The organism is Streptomyces sp. NPDC037100, from assembly GCF_055606225.1.
The window spans coordinates 13,990-28,973 of the sequence record NZ_JBVJSX010000014.1 but is presented as its reverse complement, the minus strand read 5'-3'; the positions used below and the strand labels follow the sequence as shown (position 1 = coordinate 28,973).

The 14,984-nt window shown below is 72.2% G+C and carries 13 protein-coding genes and 2 pseudogenes; 7 read left to right on the top strand and 8 right to left on the bottom strand.

From position 1 onward, the window contains the following. Nucleotides 1-61 precede the first annotated feature (61 nt). Entirely contained in the window at nucleotides 62-1,342 is a 1,281-nt protein-coding gene (locus ACZ7EG_RS34515) for an MFS transporter (protein WP_471087889.1), read from the top strand. Between the two features lie 36 nt (nucleotides 1,343-1,378). Here ACZ7EG_RS34515 and ACZ7EG_RS34510 read toward each other — a convergent pair whose 3' ends face one another. From ACZ7EG_RS34510 to ACZ7EG_RS34500, 3 genes are all read right to left on the bottom strand, one after another. Next, nucleotides 1,379-1,834, bottom strand: coding sequence for a cyclic nucleotide-binding domain-containing protein (locus ACZ7EG_RS34510; RefSeq protein ID WP_471087886.1), 456 nt, complete (start codon nucleotides 1,832-1,834; stop codon nucleotides 1,379-1,381). 279 nt (nucleotides 1,835-2,113) lie between these two features. Next, a complete protein-coding gene (locus tag ACZ7EG_RS34505) occupies nucleotides 2,114-3,583 on the bottom strand; it encodes an aminotransferase class I/II-fold pyridoxal phosphate-dependent enzyme (RefSeq protein ID WP_471087883.1) in 1,470 nt (489 codons plus the stop codon). A gap of 69 nt (nucleotides 3,584-3,652) precedes the next feature. Then, nucleotides 3,653-3,874 (bottom strand): hypothetical protein, encoded by a 222-nt coding sequence (locus ACZ7EG_RS34500; RefSeq protein ID WP_351641105.1) that lies wholly within the window; start codon nucleotides 3,872-3,874, stop codon nucleotides 3,653-3,655. Between the two features lie 270 nt (nucleotides 3,875-4,144). Between ACZ7EG_RS34500 and ACZ7EG_RS34495 the strand changes: the two genes are divergently transcribed. The 6 genes from ACZ7EG_RS34495 to ACZ7EG_RS34470 all read left to right on the top strand — a co-directional run bounded on the left by ACZ7EG_RS34495 (nucleotide 4,145) and on the right by ACZ7EG_RS34470 (nucleotide 8,350). Further along, nucleotides 4,145-4,579: an ATP-binding protein gene (locus ACZ7EG_RS34495; protein ID WP_471087880.1), complete on the top strand. Its 435-nt coding sequence runs from the start codon at nucleotides 4,145-4,147 to the stop codon at nucleotides 4,577-4,579. 200 nt (nucleotides 4,580-4,779) lie between these two features. Further along, nucleotides 4,780-5,643, top strand: a complete 864-nt coding sequence (locus ACZ7EG_RS34490) for an RNA polymerase sigma factor SigF (protein ID WP_402702956.1) — start codon at nucleotides 4,780-4,782, stop codon at nucleotides 5,641-5,643. Between the two features lie 30 nt (nucleotides 5,644-5,673). After that, entirely contained in the window at nucleotides 5,674-5,937 is a 264-nt protein-coding gene (locus ACZ7EG_RS34485) for a DUF5133 domain-containing protein (RefSeq protein WP_471087877.1), read from the top strand. A gap of 116 nt (nucleotides 5,938-6,053) precedes the next feature. Further along, nucleotides 6,054-6,917, top strand: a complete 864-nt coding sequence (locus ACZ7EG_RS34480) for an ANTAR domain-containing protein (protein ID WP_471087874.1) — start codon at nucleotides 6,054-6,056, stop codon at nucleotides 6,915-6,917. A 133-nt stretch (nucleotides 6,918-7,050) separates the two neighbouring features. Continuing rightward, nucleotides 7,051-7,887: a DUF1206 domain-containing protein gene (locus ACZ7EG_RS34475; protein WP_471087871.1), complete on the top strand. Its 837-nt coding sequence runs from the start codon at nucleotides 7,051-7,053 to the stop codon at nucleotides 7,885-7,887. Between the two features lie 28 nt (nucleotides 7,888-7,915). Continuing rightward, nucleotides 7,916-8,350: a hypothetical protein gene (locus tag ACZ7EG_RS34470; protein WP_344459449.1), complete on the top strand. Its 435-nt coding sequence runs from the start codon at nucleotides 7,916-7,918 to the stop codon at nucleotides 8,348-8,350. 57 nt (nucleotides 8,351-8,407) lie between these two features. Here the strand turns inward: ACZ7EG_RS34470 and ACZ7EG_RS34465 are convergent. From ACZ7EG_RS34465 to ACZ7EG_RS34445, 5 genes and pseudogenes are all read right to left on the bottom strand, one after another. After that, nucleotides 8,408-8,530, bottom strand: a pseudogene (locus tag ACZ7EG_RS34465) (peptidylprolyl isomerase); the annotation flags it as partial. Nucleotides 8,531-8,537: 7 nt separating this feature from the next. Beyond that, nucleotides 8,538-10,781 (bottom strand): FUSC family protein, encoded by a 2,244-nt coding sequence (locus tag ACZ7EG_RS34460; RefSeq protein WP_471087868.1) that lies wholly within the window; start codon nucleotides 10,779-10,781, stop codon nucleotides 8,538-8,540. A 91-nt stretch (nucleotides 10,782-10,872) separates the two neighbouring features. Then, complete coding sequence (locus ACZ7EG_RS34455; protein WP_471087865.1) at nucleotides 10,873-12,243, bottom strand: NAD(P)/FAD-dependent oxidoreductase; 1,371 nt, start codon at nucleotides 12,241-12,243, stop codon at nucleotides 10,873-10,875. Between the two features lie 216 nt (nucleotides 12,244-12,459). Continuing rightward, on the bottom strand, nucleotides 12,460-14,187 hold the full coding sequence (locus tag ACZ7EG_RS34450) for a PP2C family protein-serine/threonine phosphatase (RefSeq protein WP_471087862.1): 1,728 nt from the start codon (nucleotides 14,185-14,187) through the stop codon (nucleotides 12,460-12,462). Continuing rightward, a pseudogene (locus ACZ7EG_RS34445) lies at nucleotides 14,184-14,879 on the bottom strand (SpoIIE family protein phosphatase); the annotation flags it as partial. The gene ACZ7EG_RS34450 and the pseudogene ACZ7EG_RS34445, both read right to left, overlap by 4 nt. Between the last annotated feature and the right edge of the window lie 105 nt (nucleotides 14,880-14,984).

Here is a 14,984-nt window from a genome sequence, read left to right as displayed (position 1 = left end):
CGGGCCGGTGAGATAGTGACCCTCGCCCGGAAAGATGTAGAGAGCATCCAGGAAGCGGCGCGTGGACACGAGCGAGAACACAGGACAAGAGCGGGAACACGAACCGGCGGCGCCCCGGCGGCGCTGGGCGATGGACACCCGACCCCTGCGCCGCCCCGCCTACCGGCGGCTGTGGGGCTCGACCGCCGTCACGGCCGTCGGCAGCCAGCTCACCGCCGTCGCCGTTCCCAAGCAGATCTACGACATCACGGGCTCCTCGGCCTGGGTGGGTGCCGCGAGCCTGGCCGGCCTCGTGCCGCTGATCGTGTTCGCGCTGTGGGGCGGGGCGATCGCCGACGCCATGGACCGGCGCAAGCTGCTGCTGATCACCAACAGCGGCATCGCCGTCACGTCCCTGCTGTTCTGGCTCCAGGCCTTCGCCGGCCTGGCGTCGGTGGCCACGTTGATGCTGCTGCTCGCTGTGCAGCAGGCTTTCTGGGGCCTGAACGCACCGGCCCGCAACGCCTCCATCGCCCGGCTGGTCCCCGAGGACGAGCTGCCCGCCGCGAACGCCCTCGGCTCGACCGTGATGCAGACCGGCCAGGTGGCCGGCCCGCTGCTGGCCGGTGCCCTCATCCCCGTCATCGGCCTGCCCGAGCTGTACCTCATCGACGCGCTGGCGCTGTGCGTGACGGTGTGGGCGGTGTACCGGCTGCCCTCGCTGCCGCCCCTGGCCGGCACGGCGGTGCGACGCGCGGGCGTGAAGGAGATCGCCGCGGGTTTCCGCTACATCTCCGGCCACACCGTGCTGCTGCTGTCCTTCCTCGCCGACATCGTCGCCATGGTCCTCGGCATGCCCCGCGCCCTGTTCCCGCAACTCGCCTCCCAGACCTACGCCCCGTACGGCGAAGGGCTCGCGCTGGGCCTGCTGTTCGCGGCGATCCCTGTCGGCGCCGTCCTGGGCGGGCTGTTCTCCGGCACCTTCTCCCGGGCCCGGCGGCACGGACTGATGGTCATCGGGGCGGTGGTCGCCTGGGGTGTGGCCATCACGGGCTTCGGACTGAGCGGCAACCTCTGGGTCGCGGTGGCCTTCCTCGCCCTGGCCGGGGTGGCCGACATGGTCTCCATGGTCTTCCGCGGGGCGATCCTGCTGTCCGCCGCCACCGACGAGATGCGCGGGCGCATGCAGGGCGTCTTCACGGTCGTCGTGGCGGGCGGGCCGCGCCTGGCCGACGTGCTGCACGGCACCGCGGGCTCCGCCTTCGGCCCCCGCACCGCCGTCGCGGGCGGCGGACTGCTGGTCGTCGCGGTGATGCTGGTGCTGGCCACCGCCGTGCCGGCGCTGCGCCGCTACCGGGTCTAGGTCTCAGCCGCTACCGGACCCGAGGTCTCACACGGCTCACAGGGCTCCGCGCCGGTGCAGCGTGTACTGCTCCATCAGCTTGCCCCGGGTCATCTCCAGTCGGTGGGCGAGCACCTCGGCGACGTTGCGGACCAGCATCATCCCGAGTTCCGGGTCCTCCTGGCACAGTTCCAGCACCGCCTGTGCGTCGAACTCGTAGGCCCGCACCGGGCTGAACGCCACCGCGCCGAAGTCCCAGGTGTACGGCGGGAACAGCCAGGACCAGCCGAGCAGGTCGCCCGCGCCGAGGCTCGCCACGGTCACCCGCCGCAGGGAATTGACCTGCTGGTCCAGGGAGACGGCGCCGGAGCGGATGACCCAGAAGCGGTCGGCCGTGCCGTCCGCCTCGAAGATCCGGGTGTCCTCGGGGAAGGACACCTCCCGGGCGAGCGTCATCAGGCGCTGCCGCTGGGGCGGAGGCAGGGCGGTCAGGAGTTTGATCGCTTTGGTCATGACGCGGAGCTCCTCGCCGGGCGGTCGACTGCGGTGCTGTCCCTAAGCCCATTTCAGCCGCTGCCGGTGCCTGGGGCACCCCGGCGTACGCGACTTCTTTCCGCAGGTCGCCCGGGCATGAAGAAGCCCTGGCTGGACGGGGGGACCAGCCAGGGCCGTACGCGGTGGTGCACGGAGGACCATGAGTCGACCCCGTCACCACGTATATATGAACCGTAAACCATTGGAGGGGCTGGCGCGCCCCGAAGACCGGGTTGCGTGACCCGTTTCACGCCCGGGTCACCGCGCGAGCACCCGCACCGTCTCCAGCTTCGGGTCCTCGGGGTCGGGCAGGTGCATGCCCGCGTCCAGCCCTGTCCGCAAGTACGCCAGCACCGGCCCCGTCAGGCGCTCACCGGGAAGGACGGCGGGGATGCCGGGGGGATACGGCGTGATCATCTCGGCCGCGACCCGCCCGGCCGCCTCGGACACCGGCACGGCCTCGGCCGGACCGAAGAACGCGTCCCGGGGCAGCACCGCCTGCTCCATCCGCAGCTCGGCCGGCGACGGAACCTCCACCCGCGGCGCCCTGGGCAGATCCGGCGCCGCCCGCGCCAGGTCGCGCAGCGCCTCCAGCAACTGCCCGGTGGTCTCCCGGTCGTCGCCGTGGGTGATCTGCGCGCCGATACGGCGGTGGTCCACCAGATGCGCGTCGATCTGCCGGTGCTCGCGCAGCCAGTCCGCCGCCTGGAAGCCCGTGATCCCGAGTCCGGTGAGGTCGATGACGCCGGGCAGCGGGTCGAGGTCGTCGGCCAGACCCGGGCCGCAGAAGTCGTCCCGGTCGTTGACGTGCAGGCCGTCGATCTCCTCGATGGAGGCCCGGACCTCGGCCGCGAGGCCCAGCGCACCGCCCATCAGTTCCTTGCCGTGCAGGGCCATCTGCCGCCGCCAGCCGTCGAGACCCGCGAAGATCAGCACCGACGGGCTGGTGGTGCCCAGCAGGTCCGCGCGCATCCCCAGCAGCTCCGGCGGCACCAGATCACCCTGGAGGTGGAAGACCGAACCCTGCTCCAGACCGCTGCCCATCTTGTGGATGCTGGTCACGCAGATGTCCGCGCCCGCGTCCATCGCCCACGACGGCAGATCGGGATGGAAGGGCAGGTGCGCGCCCCACGCCTCGTCGACGATCAGCGGACGTGAGCGCCGGTGACACACGTCGGCGATCGCCCGCAGGTCCGCGCAGCCGCCGTACGGCGTGGGACTCGTGACCAGGGCGCCGCGCGCGTCCGGATGCGCGTCGAAGGCCCGGTCGAACTCCTCGGCGGACGGGGGATGGGCGAGGTTCCGCTCGGCGTCCCAGCGGGGCTCGACCCAGACGGGCTCGATACCGGAGATGATCAGCCCCGCCACCGCCGACTTGTGGGCGTCACGACCGACCAGCAGCTTCTCGTGCGGTCCCGCGACCGACAGCATCGCGGCCTTCACCGACAGGGAGCTGCCGCACGTGCTGAAGAACGTGTGCTCGGCATGCACCGCGTCGGCCATCAGCTCCTGCGCGCGTTGCAGCACCCGCCCACGGGTCAGCCGGTCGTCCAGACCGCCCGAGGCCAGTACGTCCCCGTGGAACACCGCGTCACCGAGAATCTCCCGCACCGCCGGATCCGCGCCGCGGGCCTGCTTGTGCCCGGGCGGTGTGAACGACAGATGCCCCTTGCTTCGGTACTGGTCCAGGGCTTCCAGAACCGGTGCTCGCGTGTGGTCGGCTGTCATGCGCACCGGGTTCCCGGCGTGTGCCCCCGCAATCCGGTCTCACCCGGACGGCCGCCCGCGTCCGTCCGGTCAGCCCTCCGGTGCGTGTTTGCCCGGCGTCACGATCTCGTCCAGCACCCGCAGCACCGCCTCGTAGGACATCCGCCGCACGGCCGCGTCCCGGGCCCCCTGCGGGTCGGTCGCGTCCAGTTCCTCGCTCCTGGACCGCCACGTCCGCTCCTCCTGCACCGCGCACTCCCTCGCACGCCGGATGCGCCGCAACAGCTCGTCCGAATCCACCACGTCGGTCATGCACCCCGCGTACCCGCCCAGCGCACGGAAATGGCACCCGCACCCGGCCGTTCGAGGCGTTTTCGGGCCCTTGGGCCCGACCTGAGGTTTGCAGGTGCGGTCAGAGGTGAGCCGAAGAGTGAGAACGCGGCGCTCGCGCCATGCGCGCCCCGAACGCCGCGGCAGGCCGAAGCAAGCAAGGGGACCGAAGGCCCCGGGCAGGCCCCTGCGGGCCGCCCCGGAACGCGGTCCGGACCCGATTTTCCGTCCATGCTGTCAGGGAGCCGCAGAATGTGCGAGGAGCACATGATCGAACCCGTAGGCGAGCCGCCCGGCGCCCACCGGGCCCGGCCGTGCAAGCCCGCCGAGGCGCGCCGGGCGGTGGAGCTGGCCGTGGCCGAACGCTGCCGGGCCACCCACACCCGGTGCGACACCGACGCCCTGTCCGACGCGCTGCTCGTAGCCTCGGAGCTGACGACCAACGCGATCCTGCACGGCGGGGGCGTCACCGACTTCCAGGTGGACGTCGACGACCCCGGCGTGCGCGTCTCGGTCAGCGACCGCAGTGACACGCTGCCCGTGACCGTGCCACGCACCGACCCGCACGGACGGCTGCGGCACGGCGGCCACGGCTGGCCCATCGTCTGCCGGCTCGCCCGCGACGTCCGGGTGTCGGACCTGCCCTCCGGGGGCAAGTGCATCACCGCCGTCGTGCCCCTGTTCTGAACGCCCGTGAAACGGTGCCCACAGATTGCACTGCAAAGCGGAGTTTGTTCCCCCGGGTGCAGGGCAGACGCAATTTCGTGCTTCGGACCGGAGGCGCGCCAGCGGGAGCGGTATGGCTGCCCCCGGAGGCCCTCCAGGCGATCCGGGCAGCGTCCTTCCCGCGGTCAGTCCCTGAAACCACCGTTCAGGAGCGATTCCGCATGCTCATCGAAACGCCCACCCATCGTCCCGGCACGCCCGAAACGACGACCCCCGCTTCCCGGCGGCGTCACGACGACGCTCCCGACACCGCCGCTCTCTTCGCCCGGATGGCGGAGCTGGAGGAGGGTCCCGAGCGGGAGGCCGTCCGCGACGAACTGGTCACCCTGTGGCTGCCCATGGCCCACCGGATCGCCGGCCGCTTCCGCGACCGCGGAGAGTCGATCGAGGATCTCCGGCAGGTCGCCGCACTGGGCCTGGTGAAGGCCATCGACCGGTTCGACCCGAGCCGGGGCGCCTTCGAAAGTTACGCCGTCCCCACCATCACCGGCGAGGTCAAGCGGCACTTCCGGGACCGCATGTGGGCCCTGCGGGTGCCCCGCCGTGTGCAGGAACTGCGCAACAAGGTGCGGGTGGCACGCCGTGAACTCACCCAGAACCCGGGCAGCCCCGAGCCCTCCGTGGCGGATCTCGCCACGCACACCGGCCTCAGCGAGGAAGAGGTCAACGCCGGGCTCGAGGCCCTGGACAGCTTCAGCACCCTGTCGCTGGACGCCGAACTCTCGGCCGACGACGACGGCTACAGCCTCGCGGACACCCTCGGCGCGGCCGACTCGTCCTATGACGTCGTCGTGGACCGCGAGTCCGCCAAGGAAGGCCTGCGCCGCCTGCCGGAACGCGAACGGGCCATCCTCTACATGCGCTTCTTCGAGGACATGACCCAGAGCCGCATCGCCGACCACCTCGGCATCTCACAGATGCACGTCTCCCGCCTCATCAGCCGCAGCTGCGCCCGTGTGCGCGACGAGGTCCTGGGGCAGCGGACGGGCAACCGGGGCAGCGGCGGCCCCTCCACGACGGCCTGACCATCCGACCCACGAGGAGCGAATACGACCATGCTGAGGCCCCACCCCGCCGTGCTGCGACGGCTCGTCGACGAGTACGAGGCCCTGGTGGCCGCCGAGGCCGCCCGCGGACCGGCGGAGCCGAACCCCAGAGCGCGCGACCTGGCGTACACGCTGTGCGTGTCCACCGGCACACGGAACGTCGAGCGCGCACTGGAGGCCGCCCACCGGTGGCTCGCGACCGCACCCGCACCGGTTCGCGAACCCGCCGCGCCGATGGCCGAGCAGCGTATGCCGGTCACGGAGCCCGCCTGATCCCCGTGTGCCACTGAGCGACGGGGAGGACGATGCCGAACGAGGGCCCGGCCGACGGCGCACGCCGCGGCCGGGCCCGTTCGCGCCATGACAGACACCGACACTCCGGGAGTTCCATGTCCACAGCGGGGCATGAGGCGGCAGCCGAAGCCGACGACGGCGAGCTTGAGCGCCTGCGCGCCGAGGTGCGCGACCTGCGGGCGCGCGCCCGCGTGCGTCCGCTCATCTCACAGGCGCAAGGCATTCTCCAGGAGCGGTACGCGCTGCCGGACGGGGAGAGCGCCTTCGCCCTGATGCAGCGGGCGTCCCAGCGGTACAACCTCAAGCTGCGCACGCTGGCGGGCGTCTTGGTGACCACACCGCGGCCCGACGACTTGGACGCCCTGTGGTTCCCGCGGCGGCTCCGCGAGGCGGAACCGCACCTGACGTTCACGCAGGCGCACCGGTCCGGTTCCGGCAGCCGGAGCGCCGTCCTGAAGGCAGTGCTGCGTTCCACCCTTGTGGTGACCGGGACCGACATGGGCAACGTGCAGCTCCCCGACCCGGTGCGGGGTGGTCTGCGCATCGAGCAGCACACCGGCCTCACGGCCGAATTCGTCGACTTCTTCGCCCATGTCGGTGAGGACGGCACCTCCTGCGCCCAGGCCGCCCGGGACGTCGCCCAGGTCACCGTCCGCGACGTGGAGAGCGACCCGGTGTTCTCCGAACCGGCCCGCCGGGCCATCCTCGCGGCGGGCAGCAGAGCGTGCCACAGCGTGCCCCTGACGACCGCGTCCGGGCTGTGCGTCGGCATGGTCTCGGCCCACCTGGACCGGCCCCTGAACGGACTGACGACAGCCCAGACCAAGGCGCTGGACACCGTCGGCGGCCAGGCGGGCCGCTGGCTCGCCTGGCACGACCGCACGGTGGTCCAGGACGCCCTGGAGCACCTGCACGCCCTCGGCCGCGCCACTCGCGGAACGAGACTGCGCCGGTCCTGAGCCCGTGACGGGAGCGGCGCCGCCGTGTCGCCGGGGCGGCAGCACCCGGCGACACGACCGGAATCCCCTGGTCCGGGGGTTGTGCAGGGTGTGTGAACGCCGACCCGGGGCATCCGCACTCCGGGAGGTCGACATGAACACGAGTGCGATGGCACAGGGCGGTCGGATGCGGGCCCGGCGGATGGCGCGGGGTTCGGTGACCGAGGGGGCGGCACGGGCGGGTTTCGCCGCCCGGGGCGTGATCTATCTGCTCGTCGGAGCTCTGGCCCTGCAGATCGCCTTCGGCGACACCGGCCGTCAGGCCGACCGCGGGGGAGCCCTGCAGGAACTGGCGCAGAAGCCGTTCGGCGCGGTGCTGCTGTGGGCGCTGGGCATCGGGCTCGTCGGCATGGCCCTGTGGCGGCTGTCCGAAGCCCTCTTCGGCTCGATCGGCAAGGACGGCCGCAGCGCACGCAAGCGGCTGATGGCGACGGTCCGCTTCGCGTTCTACGTCTGCGTCGCCTACTCGGTGCTGACCTTCGCGGTCAGCCGCCACCAGAGCGGCGGATCCAGCGACCAGCAGTCCCGGGACGCCACGGCCAGGGCTCTGGAGATACCCGGTGGTCAGTGGCTGGTCGGCGCCGCGGGGATCGGCATCGTCGTGGCCGGCGGCTGGATCGCCGTACGCGCAGTGCTGCGCAAGTTCCACGACAAGCTCCGGCTGGGTCAGATGAGCCACCGGACGCGGCAGCTGGTGGACGTCACGGGCGTGGCCGGCGGCGCGGCCCGAGGACTGGTGTTCGCGGTGGCCGGTGTCTTCGCCGTCCGCGCGGCCATCGACTACCGACCCGACAAGGCCAAGGGCCTGGACGACACCCTGCGCACCTTCTCCGACACTCCGCTCGGCCCCTGGCTGCTGGTGTGCGTCGCGGCCGGGCTGGTGCTCTTCGGAGTGTTCTCCTTCGCCATGGCCCGCTGGCGGCGCGTCTGAGCCGCGTTCTTCGGGGAACACGAAGCCAATGAGCGATTCCGAGATTCCGCATGGCGACGGCCGGCCCGTGGACATGTACCTGGACCTCCTGCGCATCCGGATGGACACGGAGGACTACCGCCTTCTGATGCGCGCGGTGGAACCGGTCCTCGAGGCGATCGAAGAGGAACGCCTGTCCAGCCTCGACTTCGCGCTCGACTCCGGGAGCGACGACGAACTGCCCCAGGAGGTCCGTGACGAGGTGGCGCTCGTCATCGCCACCGCCGTCACCGGCCGCCTGGACAACGAAGTGGTCGAACTCCACGTCGACGACACCGGCCCGGTCAGGATCGTCACGGACGCCACCACCGCGTCCGACCCGATCCGCCTCGGCGAGATAGCCGACTACATCCGGGACCGGCACAAGCAGACCGAGGAGCTGCGGGGCATCGCCGAGGTGAGCGGGCTGCCCACGGACTTCTGACCGGCGGCGGCTCCCCGTTCCACCTCGGAGGGCTCTCACCCCATGGGGGCTCTCACCTCTGCCGCCTGTGCCGTGACCGCGGGTGAAGTCGCCGCCCTGGAGCATGAACTCCGGGATGACGCGGTGGAAGGACGAGCCCTTGTAGCCGAAGCCCTTCGCGCCGGTCGCCAGAGCGCGCACGGGGCTCTCACCCCTTGGGCGCCGCCACCGGCACGTCCAGCGGCCGGGCGAGGCCCACCACGGCCTCGTCCAGCCGCTCCAGATGCCGCAGCACGCGATCGGTGATGCGGCCGTAGCGCGGCGTGCCGGCGTCGGATCCCAGCAGGGAGGCGATGCTCGGCCCGGTCTCGACCTGCGCGCCCGCGTGCTCGTCGGCGACCCGGGCCGCGATCGACTCGATGTTGCGCACCGTGCGCCCGGCGGCCCCGCGCAGTCGCGGGTCCGCCGCGATCGAGGGATGTGTGGGCAGCAGTTCGGCGGTCGCCGCCAGTGTCCGCGCGTGGTACGCGCAGGTCTCCAGCAGCGCCACCACGTAGCGGGCCGTGTTCCGTCGGGTTCGCAGGGGTGTGACCGGGTGGATGAGCGGCTGGGTCGCGGCCCGCAGATCGGCCAGTGCCTGGTCCAGATCGCGTGCCTTGTCCAGGAGCTCGTCCGTGGGGCCGCCGCTGAGCTGGCCGACCGCGGCCTCGGTGACCTCGGCCAGCCGCTCCAGCACGGTGCCCAGCAGCTCGTTCGTACGGCGGTCCGTCTGCACCGGCAGGACCAGCGCCGCCGCGACCACTCCGCAGGCCGCGCCGAGAGCCGTCTCCTCGATGCGCAGCACGAGCACATCGAGGCTGTAGGTGTGCAGCAGCGTGTAGAGCAACCCCAGCATCGCGGTGACGAAGAACGACATCAGCGTGTACGACAAGGGCGCCGAGTAGAACATCGCGAAGATCAGCACCAGGACCAGGGCGAACGCCGTCCAGGTGTGGTTGCCGACCAGCCCCGCCAGGACGATCCCGGCCACCACGCCGAACACCGTGCCCAGCAGCCGCCGGTACCCCTTGACCAGGATCTCGCCCGTGGAAGCGGTGTTGAGGAAGACGATCCAGCACGTCAGTACCGCCCAGTACCAGCGCTGCGTCGACAGCAGCTCGCCGCCCACGATGGCCAGCGCGGACCCGACGGCGACCTGCACGGCCGCGCGCGTGGTGGGCCGTCGCAGCCCCGTCTGCTCCTCCTGCGCCGCCTCCTCGCCGCCGCCGTCGATCGCGGCGTCCTCGGCGTCCAGTTCCTCCCGGGAGCGGGCCGTGGCGGGAGTGTCGTCCGACTCGTCCTGCGGACCGTCCAGGGCGATCCGCAACCCGAGCACCGCGCGGGCCGACTCTCCGATGCCGCGGAAGACGTCCTGGACGGCGGCCGAGGCGGGCGGCAGGTTCTCCTCGTCCCGGTAGCCGAGGAGCCGATTGCGCACATGGGCCAGGCCGGTGCCCGTGTCGCCGCTGCCGGCCCGCAGCACCAAGGCGTGCAGCGCCCGCAGATCGCGGCGCAGCGTGGCGCCCGCCTCGTCCGGCATCTCCGGCCCGGCGACCGACGGGGCGGGCGCGCCCGGCAGGTGCAGCGTCAGCGTGTCGGCCCGTTCGGCGGTGCGGGCGGTCAGCAGCAGCAGACCGAGCCGCTCCGCGGCGATCTCGGCGTCCGCGATCCTGCGCTGCACCAGCCGCGCCGCAGACTCGTCCGGAGTGCCCTCCTCCAGCCGGTCCTGGATCATCATCGCCGTCTCGTGGAGCCGCGCGGTGCCGTCGCGCACGGCCTGAAGCGCCTTGTCCATCTCGTCCGCGGGGGCGTCGAGGAGTTCGAGCTGCGCGGACACCAGCTGGGCCAGCCGCGCACGGAAGGCCAGCCGCATCCTCAGCAGCACACCCGTGGGCGTCGCGGGCACGACCGCGAAGCGCATCAGGGCACTGCAGCAGAACGCCAGAGCCATGGCACCGCACAGCGCGGGCAGCTTGGCGACGGTGGCGCCGACGAACAGGGACAGGAAGTAGACCTGGAAGCCGATCAGCCCGAGCGCCGTGCCCCGGTCGCCGAACCGGCGGCCGTAGACCGCGCAGAAGATCAGGACGACGAAGAAGGCGTCACCGACGACGACACGTGTGTTGAGCACCGCGCCCAGGGACACCGAGGCCAGGGCCACCGGCAGTCCCAGCGCGAGCGTCATCGCCTGCGCGCCGAGCTGTTTCTCGCGGATGGCGAAGGTGGCGACCATCGCCGCCATGGCCCCCGCCACCAGAAGGTGCACATCGGCCTGCAACAGGGACAGCACGGCCACGGTGAGGGCGATCGCGCCGACCGTGCGCAACCCGGCCGTCAGACGCAGCAGGCCGGGGTCGGACGCTGCGATCCGGTCCCGGAGTCGTGCCCGCACCGCGCGTCCCGCTGCCCTCACGCCGCCGCACTCTCTCCCTGCTCACCACTCACACCAAGATCCGTATCTCAGCATGACATGCCGCGAGCGGGAGGTCCCGTCCGGGCCGGTCCTACTCAGGTCCGCCGGCCCCCTCGACCTGCGCCCGCACCTGCTCCGGCGTCAGATAGGCGTCCGTGTATTCGAAGTCCTTCAGCCGCGCCGCCTTGCGGGCCTGGAACCCCGTCCGCACGAAGTCGTCACCGGCGACCGCGTTGAGCAGCCAGTTCGTCATCACCCGCGTCTTGGCCACGTTGGTGCGCAGCGCCGACCAGTGGTAGCCGCGGGCCACGGCCTGGGCGGGCAGCCCGCGCAGTTCGATGCCCAGCGGCTTGGAGACCGCGTCGGTGCCGCCGAGGTCGACGACGAGCCCGAGGTCCTTGTGCACGTACGGCTTCATCGCCTGGCCGCGCAGTGACGCGATGACGTTGTCGGCGACGTGCTTGCCCTGCCGCAGGGCGTGCTGCGCGGTGGGCGGGCACATGGCCCCGTCCCCCTTGGCCAGGTCGGGCACGGCGGCCGAGTCGCCGAGCGCGAACACCCCGTCGTCGCCCGGCAGGTTCATCTCCGGGGCCACCGCGAGACGGCCCTTGACGGTCTCCGCGCCGAGCGTGGCGATGAGCGGGCTGGCGACGACTCCGGCGGTCCAGATGAGCGTGCGGGTCGGGATCACCCGTCCATCGGTGAAGGTGACCTCCTCGGGACCGGCCTTGGCGATGGAGGTGCCCAGGGAGATCTCGATGCCCCGCCGGCGCAGGATGTCCTGCGCGCTGCTGCCGAGCTTGTCGCCCAGCTCCGGCATCAGCTTCGGCGCGATGTCGATCAGATGCCACTTGATCAGACTCGGGTCCAGCCGCGGATAGCGCTTGACCGCGGCGTGCGTCAGCCGCTGCAGGCACGCCGCCGTTTCGGTGCCCGCGTAACCGCCGCCTACCACCACGAACTGCAGCCGCGAGGCCCGCTCCACCGGGTCCTGGCTCGCGTCGGCCAGGTCCAGCTGCGAGATGACGTGGTCACGGATGTACGCCGCCTCCGCGAGCGTCTTCATCCCGAACGCGTGGTCCGTCAGCCCCGGGATGTCGAAGGTCCGGGTGATGCTGCCGGGCGCCAGCACGATGTAGTCGTACGGCTCGTTGACGATCTCGTCGGTGATGGTCCGGATGACACACACCTTGGACTTCAGGTCCACGCCGATGGCGCCGCCCGGAATGATGCGCGTGCGGTACTTCTTGCTGCGGCGCAGGGAGACGGCGATCGACTGCGGCGTCAGCACGCCGGAGGCGACCTGGGGGAGCAGCGGCAGGTAGAGCTGGTAGGCGAACGGCGTCACCAGCGTGACGTCCGCCTCGTCCGGGGAGAGTTTCCGTTCCAGACGGCGGACGCACTCCACACCGGCGAAGCCTGCGCCAACCACCAGGATCCTGGGTCGTGTCACGGTGTTCATCCCTTTCTGCGGCTCCAGGCGGTCTGCCTCGAACGCCTTCCGACTGCCCATGGATCGCTGGTTCGCACCCTTTCGATCCCACCGTGTCTCCGGCCGGCGCGCCAGCCGGACGCGGCGGGCAGACGAACGCGTCGATCACCACCATGCCCGCACCGTGGCCGAAAAGCACCAGGCGGGAGTGAAGAACGCGTGCACACCCGGACGGCCGACCCGCCGTCAGGAGTCCGCGCCACCCTGGACGTGACACAGCAACAGACACACGTCGTCGTCCCGCTCGGAATCGCTCAGCAGCGGATGCAGCAGCCGGTCCGCGGAATCCTCCAGGTCCGCGTCCAGTTCCGCGGACCGGAATCCGGCGAGGGCCGTGGCCAGCCGCTCGATCCCGGGGTCTATCCCCTGGGCACGCCGCTCCACCAGCCCGTCCGTGTACAGCGCGAGGGTGGAGCCGGGCTCCAGATCCTCCGTGTGGTCGGCGATCTCCTGGGTGAGCGGGATGCCGAGCATCGCACCGGGTTTGGCGTCGAGGGTGCGCACGGTGCCGTCGGGCAGGCGCAGCACAGGCGGCGGATGCCCCGCGGCGGCCCAGGTCAGCGTGGGCTCGTCCGGGTGGAACCGGGCGATGACGGCGGTGGCGTACAGATCCGGCTGGAGATGGTGCAGGAACCGGTGCAGCCGGGTCAGCAGCCGGCCCGGGCTGTCGCCGTCGACGGCGTACGCCCGCAGCGCGGTGCGCAGCTGGCTCATCATGACCGCCGCGTGCAGACCGTGTCCGGTCACGTCGCCGATGACGGTGATGAGACCGCCGTCCCGCTGCGGGAACGCGTCGTACCAGTCGCCGCCGATGTTCAGCCCGTGGGTGGCCGGAAGATACCGCGCCGCCAGGCTCAGGCCCGGCGTGGCCGGCAGATCCGTCAGCAGGGCGCGCTGCAGCGTCTCGGCGATGTCGCGGTTGTGCTCGAAGCGCCGGGCGTTGTCGATCGCGATGCTGGCCCGCCGGGTGAGCTCGATCAGCATCACCGCGTCGTCAGGGTCCCAGCGTTCGCCGGGCGGCGAGAGCGTCAGGACGCCCAGCGGAGCCCGCCGCGTCGGCAGCGGAACGCACAGCAGCGGCCGCCCGGGGTCGAGCGTCGACGGCGGGTGGTCGTCCACACCGGGCAGGCCACCGGGATGATCGGCGGCGTACTGGGGCCGCCCGGTACGGGCCGCGACCACGGCGGCGGCCGGGTGCGACGTCGGCTGGCCCTTGTCGTCCTCGTGCTCGAACAGCCAGACGTCGACGCTGCTCGCGTACTCCGGCACCAGCAGATCCGGCAGCCGGCGCACGATCTCCTCGTGGTTGAGCGACGCCGTCAGCACCGCGCTCGCGTCCGCGAGGAACGTCAGTCTGCGCCGGGCGCTCTCCGCCTCGTTGCGGGCGCTGCGCTCTGCGGCGAAGGCCTCGCGCTGGGCCCGCCCGGCCGCGTCCAGCTCGGCGTGCAGTGCCAGGACGCCCTGGTTGGTCTGGTGCAGCTCCTCGCGGTGGAAGGCGACCAGGTCCTCCTGCTCGGTGAGCTTGTCCAGCACCACGGCCGTGTCCTCGTCGGCGCCGAGCAGGGCCTCCGACAGGGCGGCCGGGTCGTCGGGGACGGTGCCGTCCTCGGTGGCCTCGGCCGACTCGGGACAGGTGACCGTGACTTCCCAGAGCGGCTCGCCGGCGGCGCACGCCTCCGGAGACGGAGTCACCACGACGTGCAGCAGGCCCTCCTCGGCGGGGGAGCCCGCCAGGTCCATGGTGAGCCGCCAGGTACCGCCCTTGGTGAGGCACTGCCGCAGGTGGGCGCTGAGGTCGGCGGCGAGCCGGGTCCGTTCGACGGTGGGCACACCGTACGCGGCGGCCAGGCGCGCGAGCGAGATGCGGGCGCGGGCCGCGTCGGTGACGGTGGTGATCTGCCAAGTGCGCATCATGGGCGTTCCGGCGGGTTCGAGGTCAGCACGGCCACGGCGGTGTCGTCCCGCACCGGTCGGGCGGGACTGCTGGCGTCACGTATCGTCACGGCGGCCGTCACGGCCGGGTCGGTGGCGGGCAGACCGGGGTCGGACGGCGGCGTCCAGCGGCTGGGCAGGCCGTCGGTGTGCAGGATGAGTATCGGGTCGCCCACCCAGTCGGCCTCCTCCTCGCGGAGGGTGCCCGGCCGGTGGACTCCGACTATGCCGGGCCGCGACAGCAGCGGGTGCCAGGTGCCGTCGGTGCGCAGCCGGGCCCCGACGTTGCCGATGCCGGCGAACCGCAGCCGCCCGGCCGTCAGGTCGAGCTGGGCCAGGGCGACGGCCGCGCCCCGCGTGTCCCGCAGGGCCTCGTGCAGCCGCCGCAGCGACTCGGCGGGGGAGAGGTGGGCCCAGCGGTGCAGCGCCGTGACCGCGGCGGACGAGGCCCGCGCGGCCTCCGGCCCGTGTCCCAGCCCGTCCGCCAGCATCAACGTCACGCGGTCTCCGGCCCGGACCCAGGCCCAGGCGTCTCCCGAGTACTCGGCTCCGCCGTAGGGAATGTTCACCCCACCGGCCCGCACCCCGGAAACCGGCAACGAACGGTTCTGCGCGGCGACCCCGGTGGCCGGAAGACCGCGGACCGTCGCCCCGCGGTGCTCTCCCGGAATCGACCAGGGGCCACCGCCGGTGGCCCGTGCGCCCGCGGGGCCGTGGGCCGCCGGGGTACGGGGGGACCATTCGGTCCCCGGATCACCGAGGTCGGCGAGTGCGTGGGC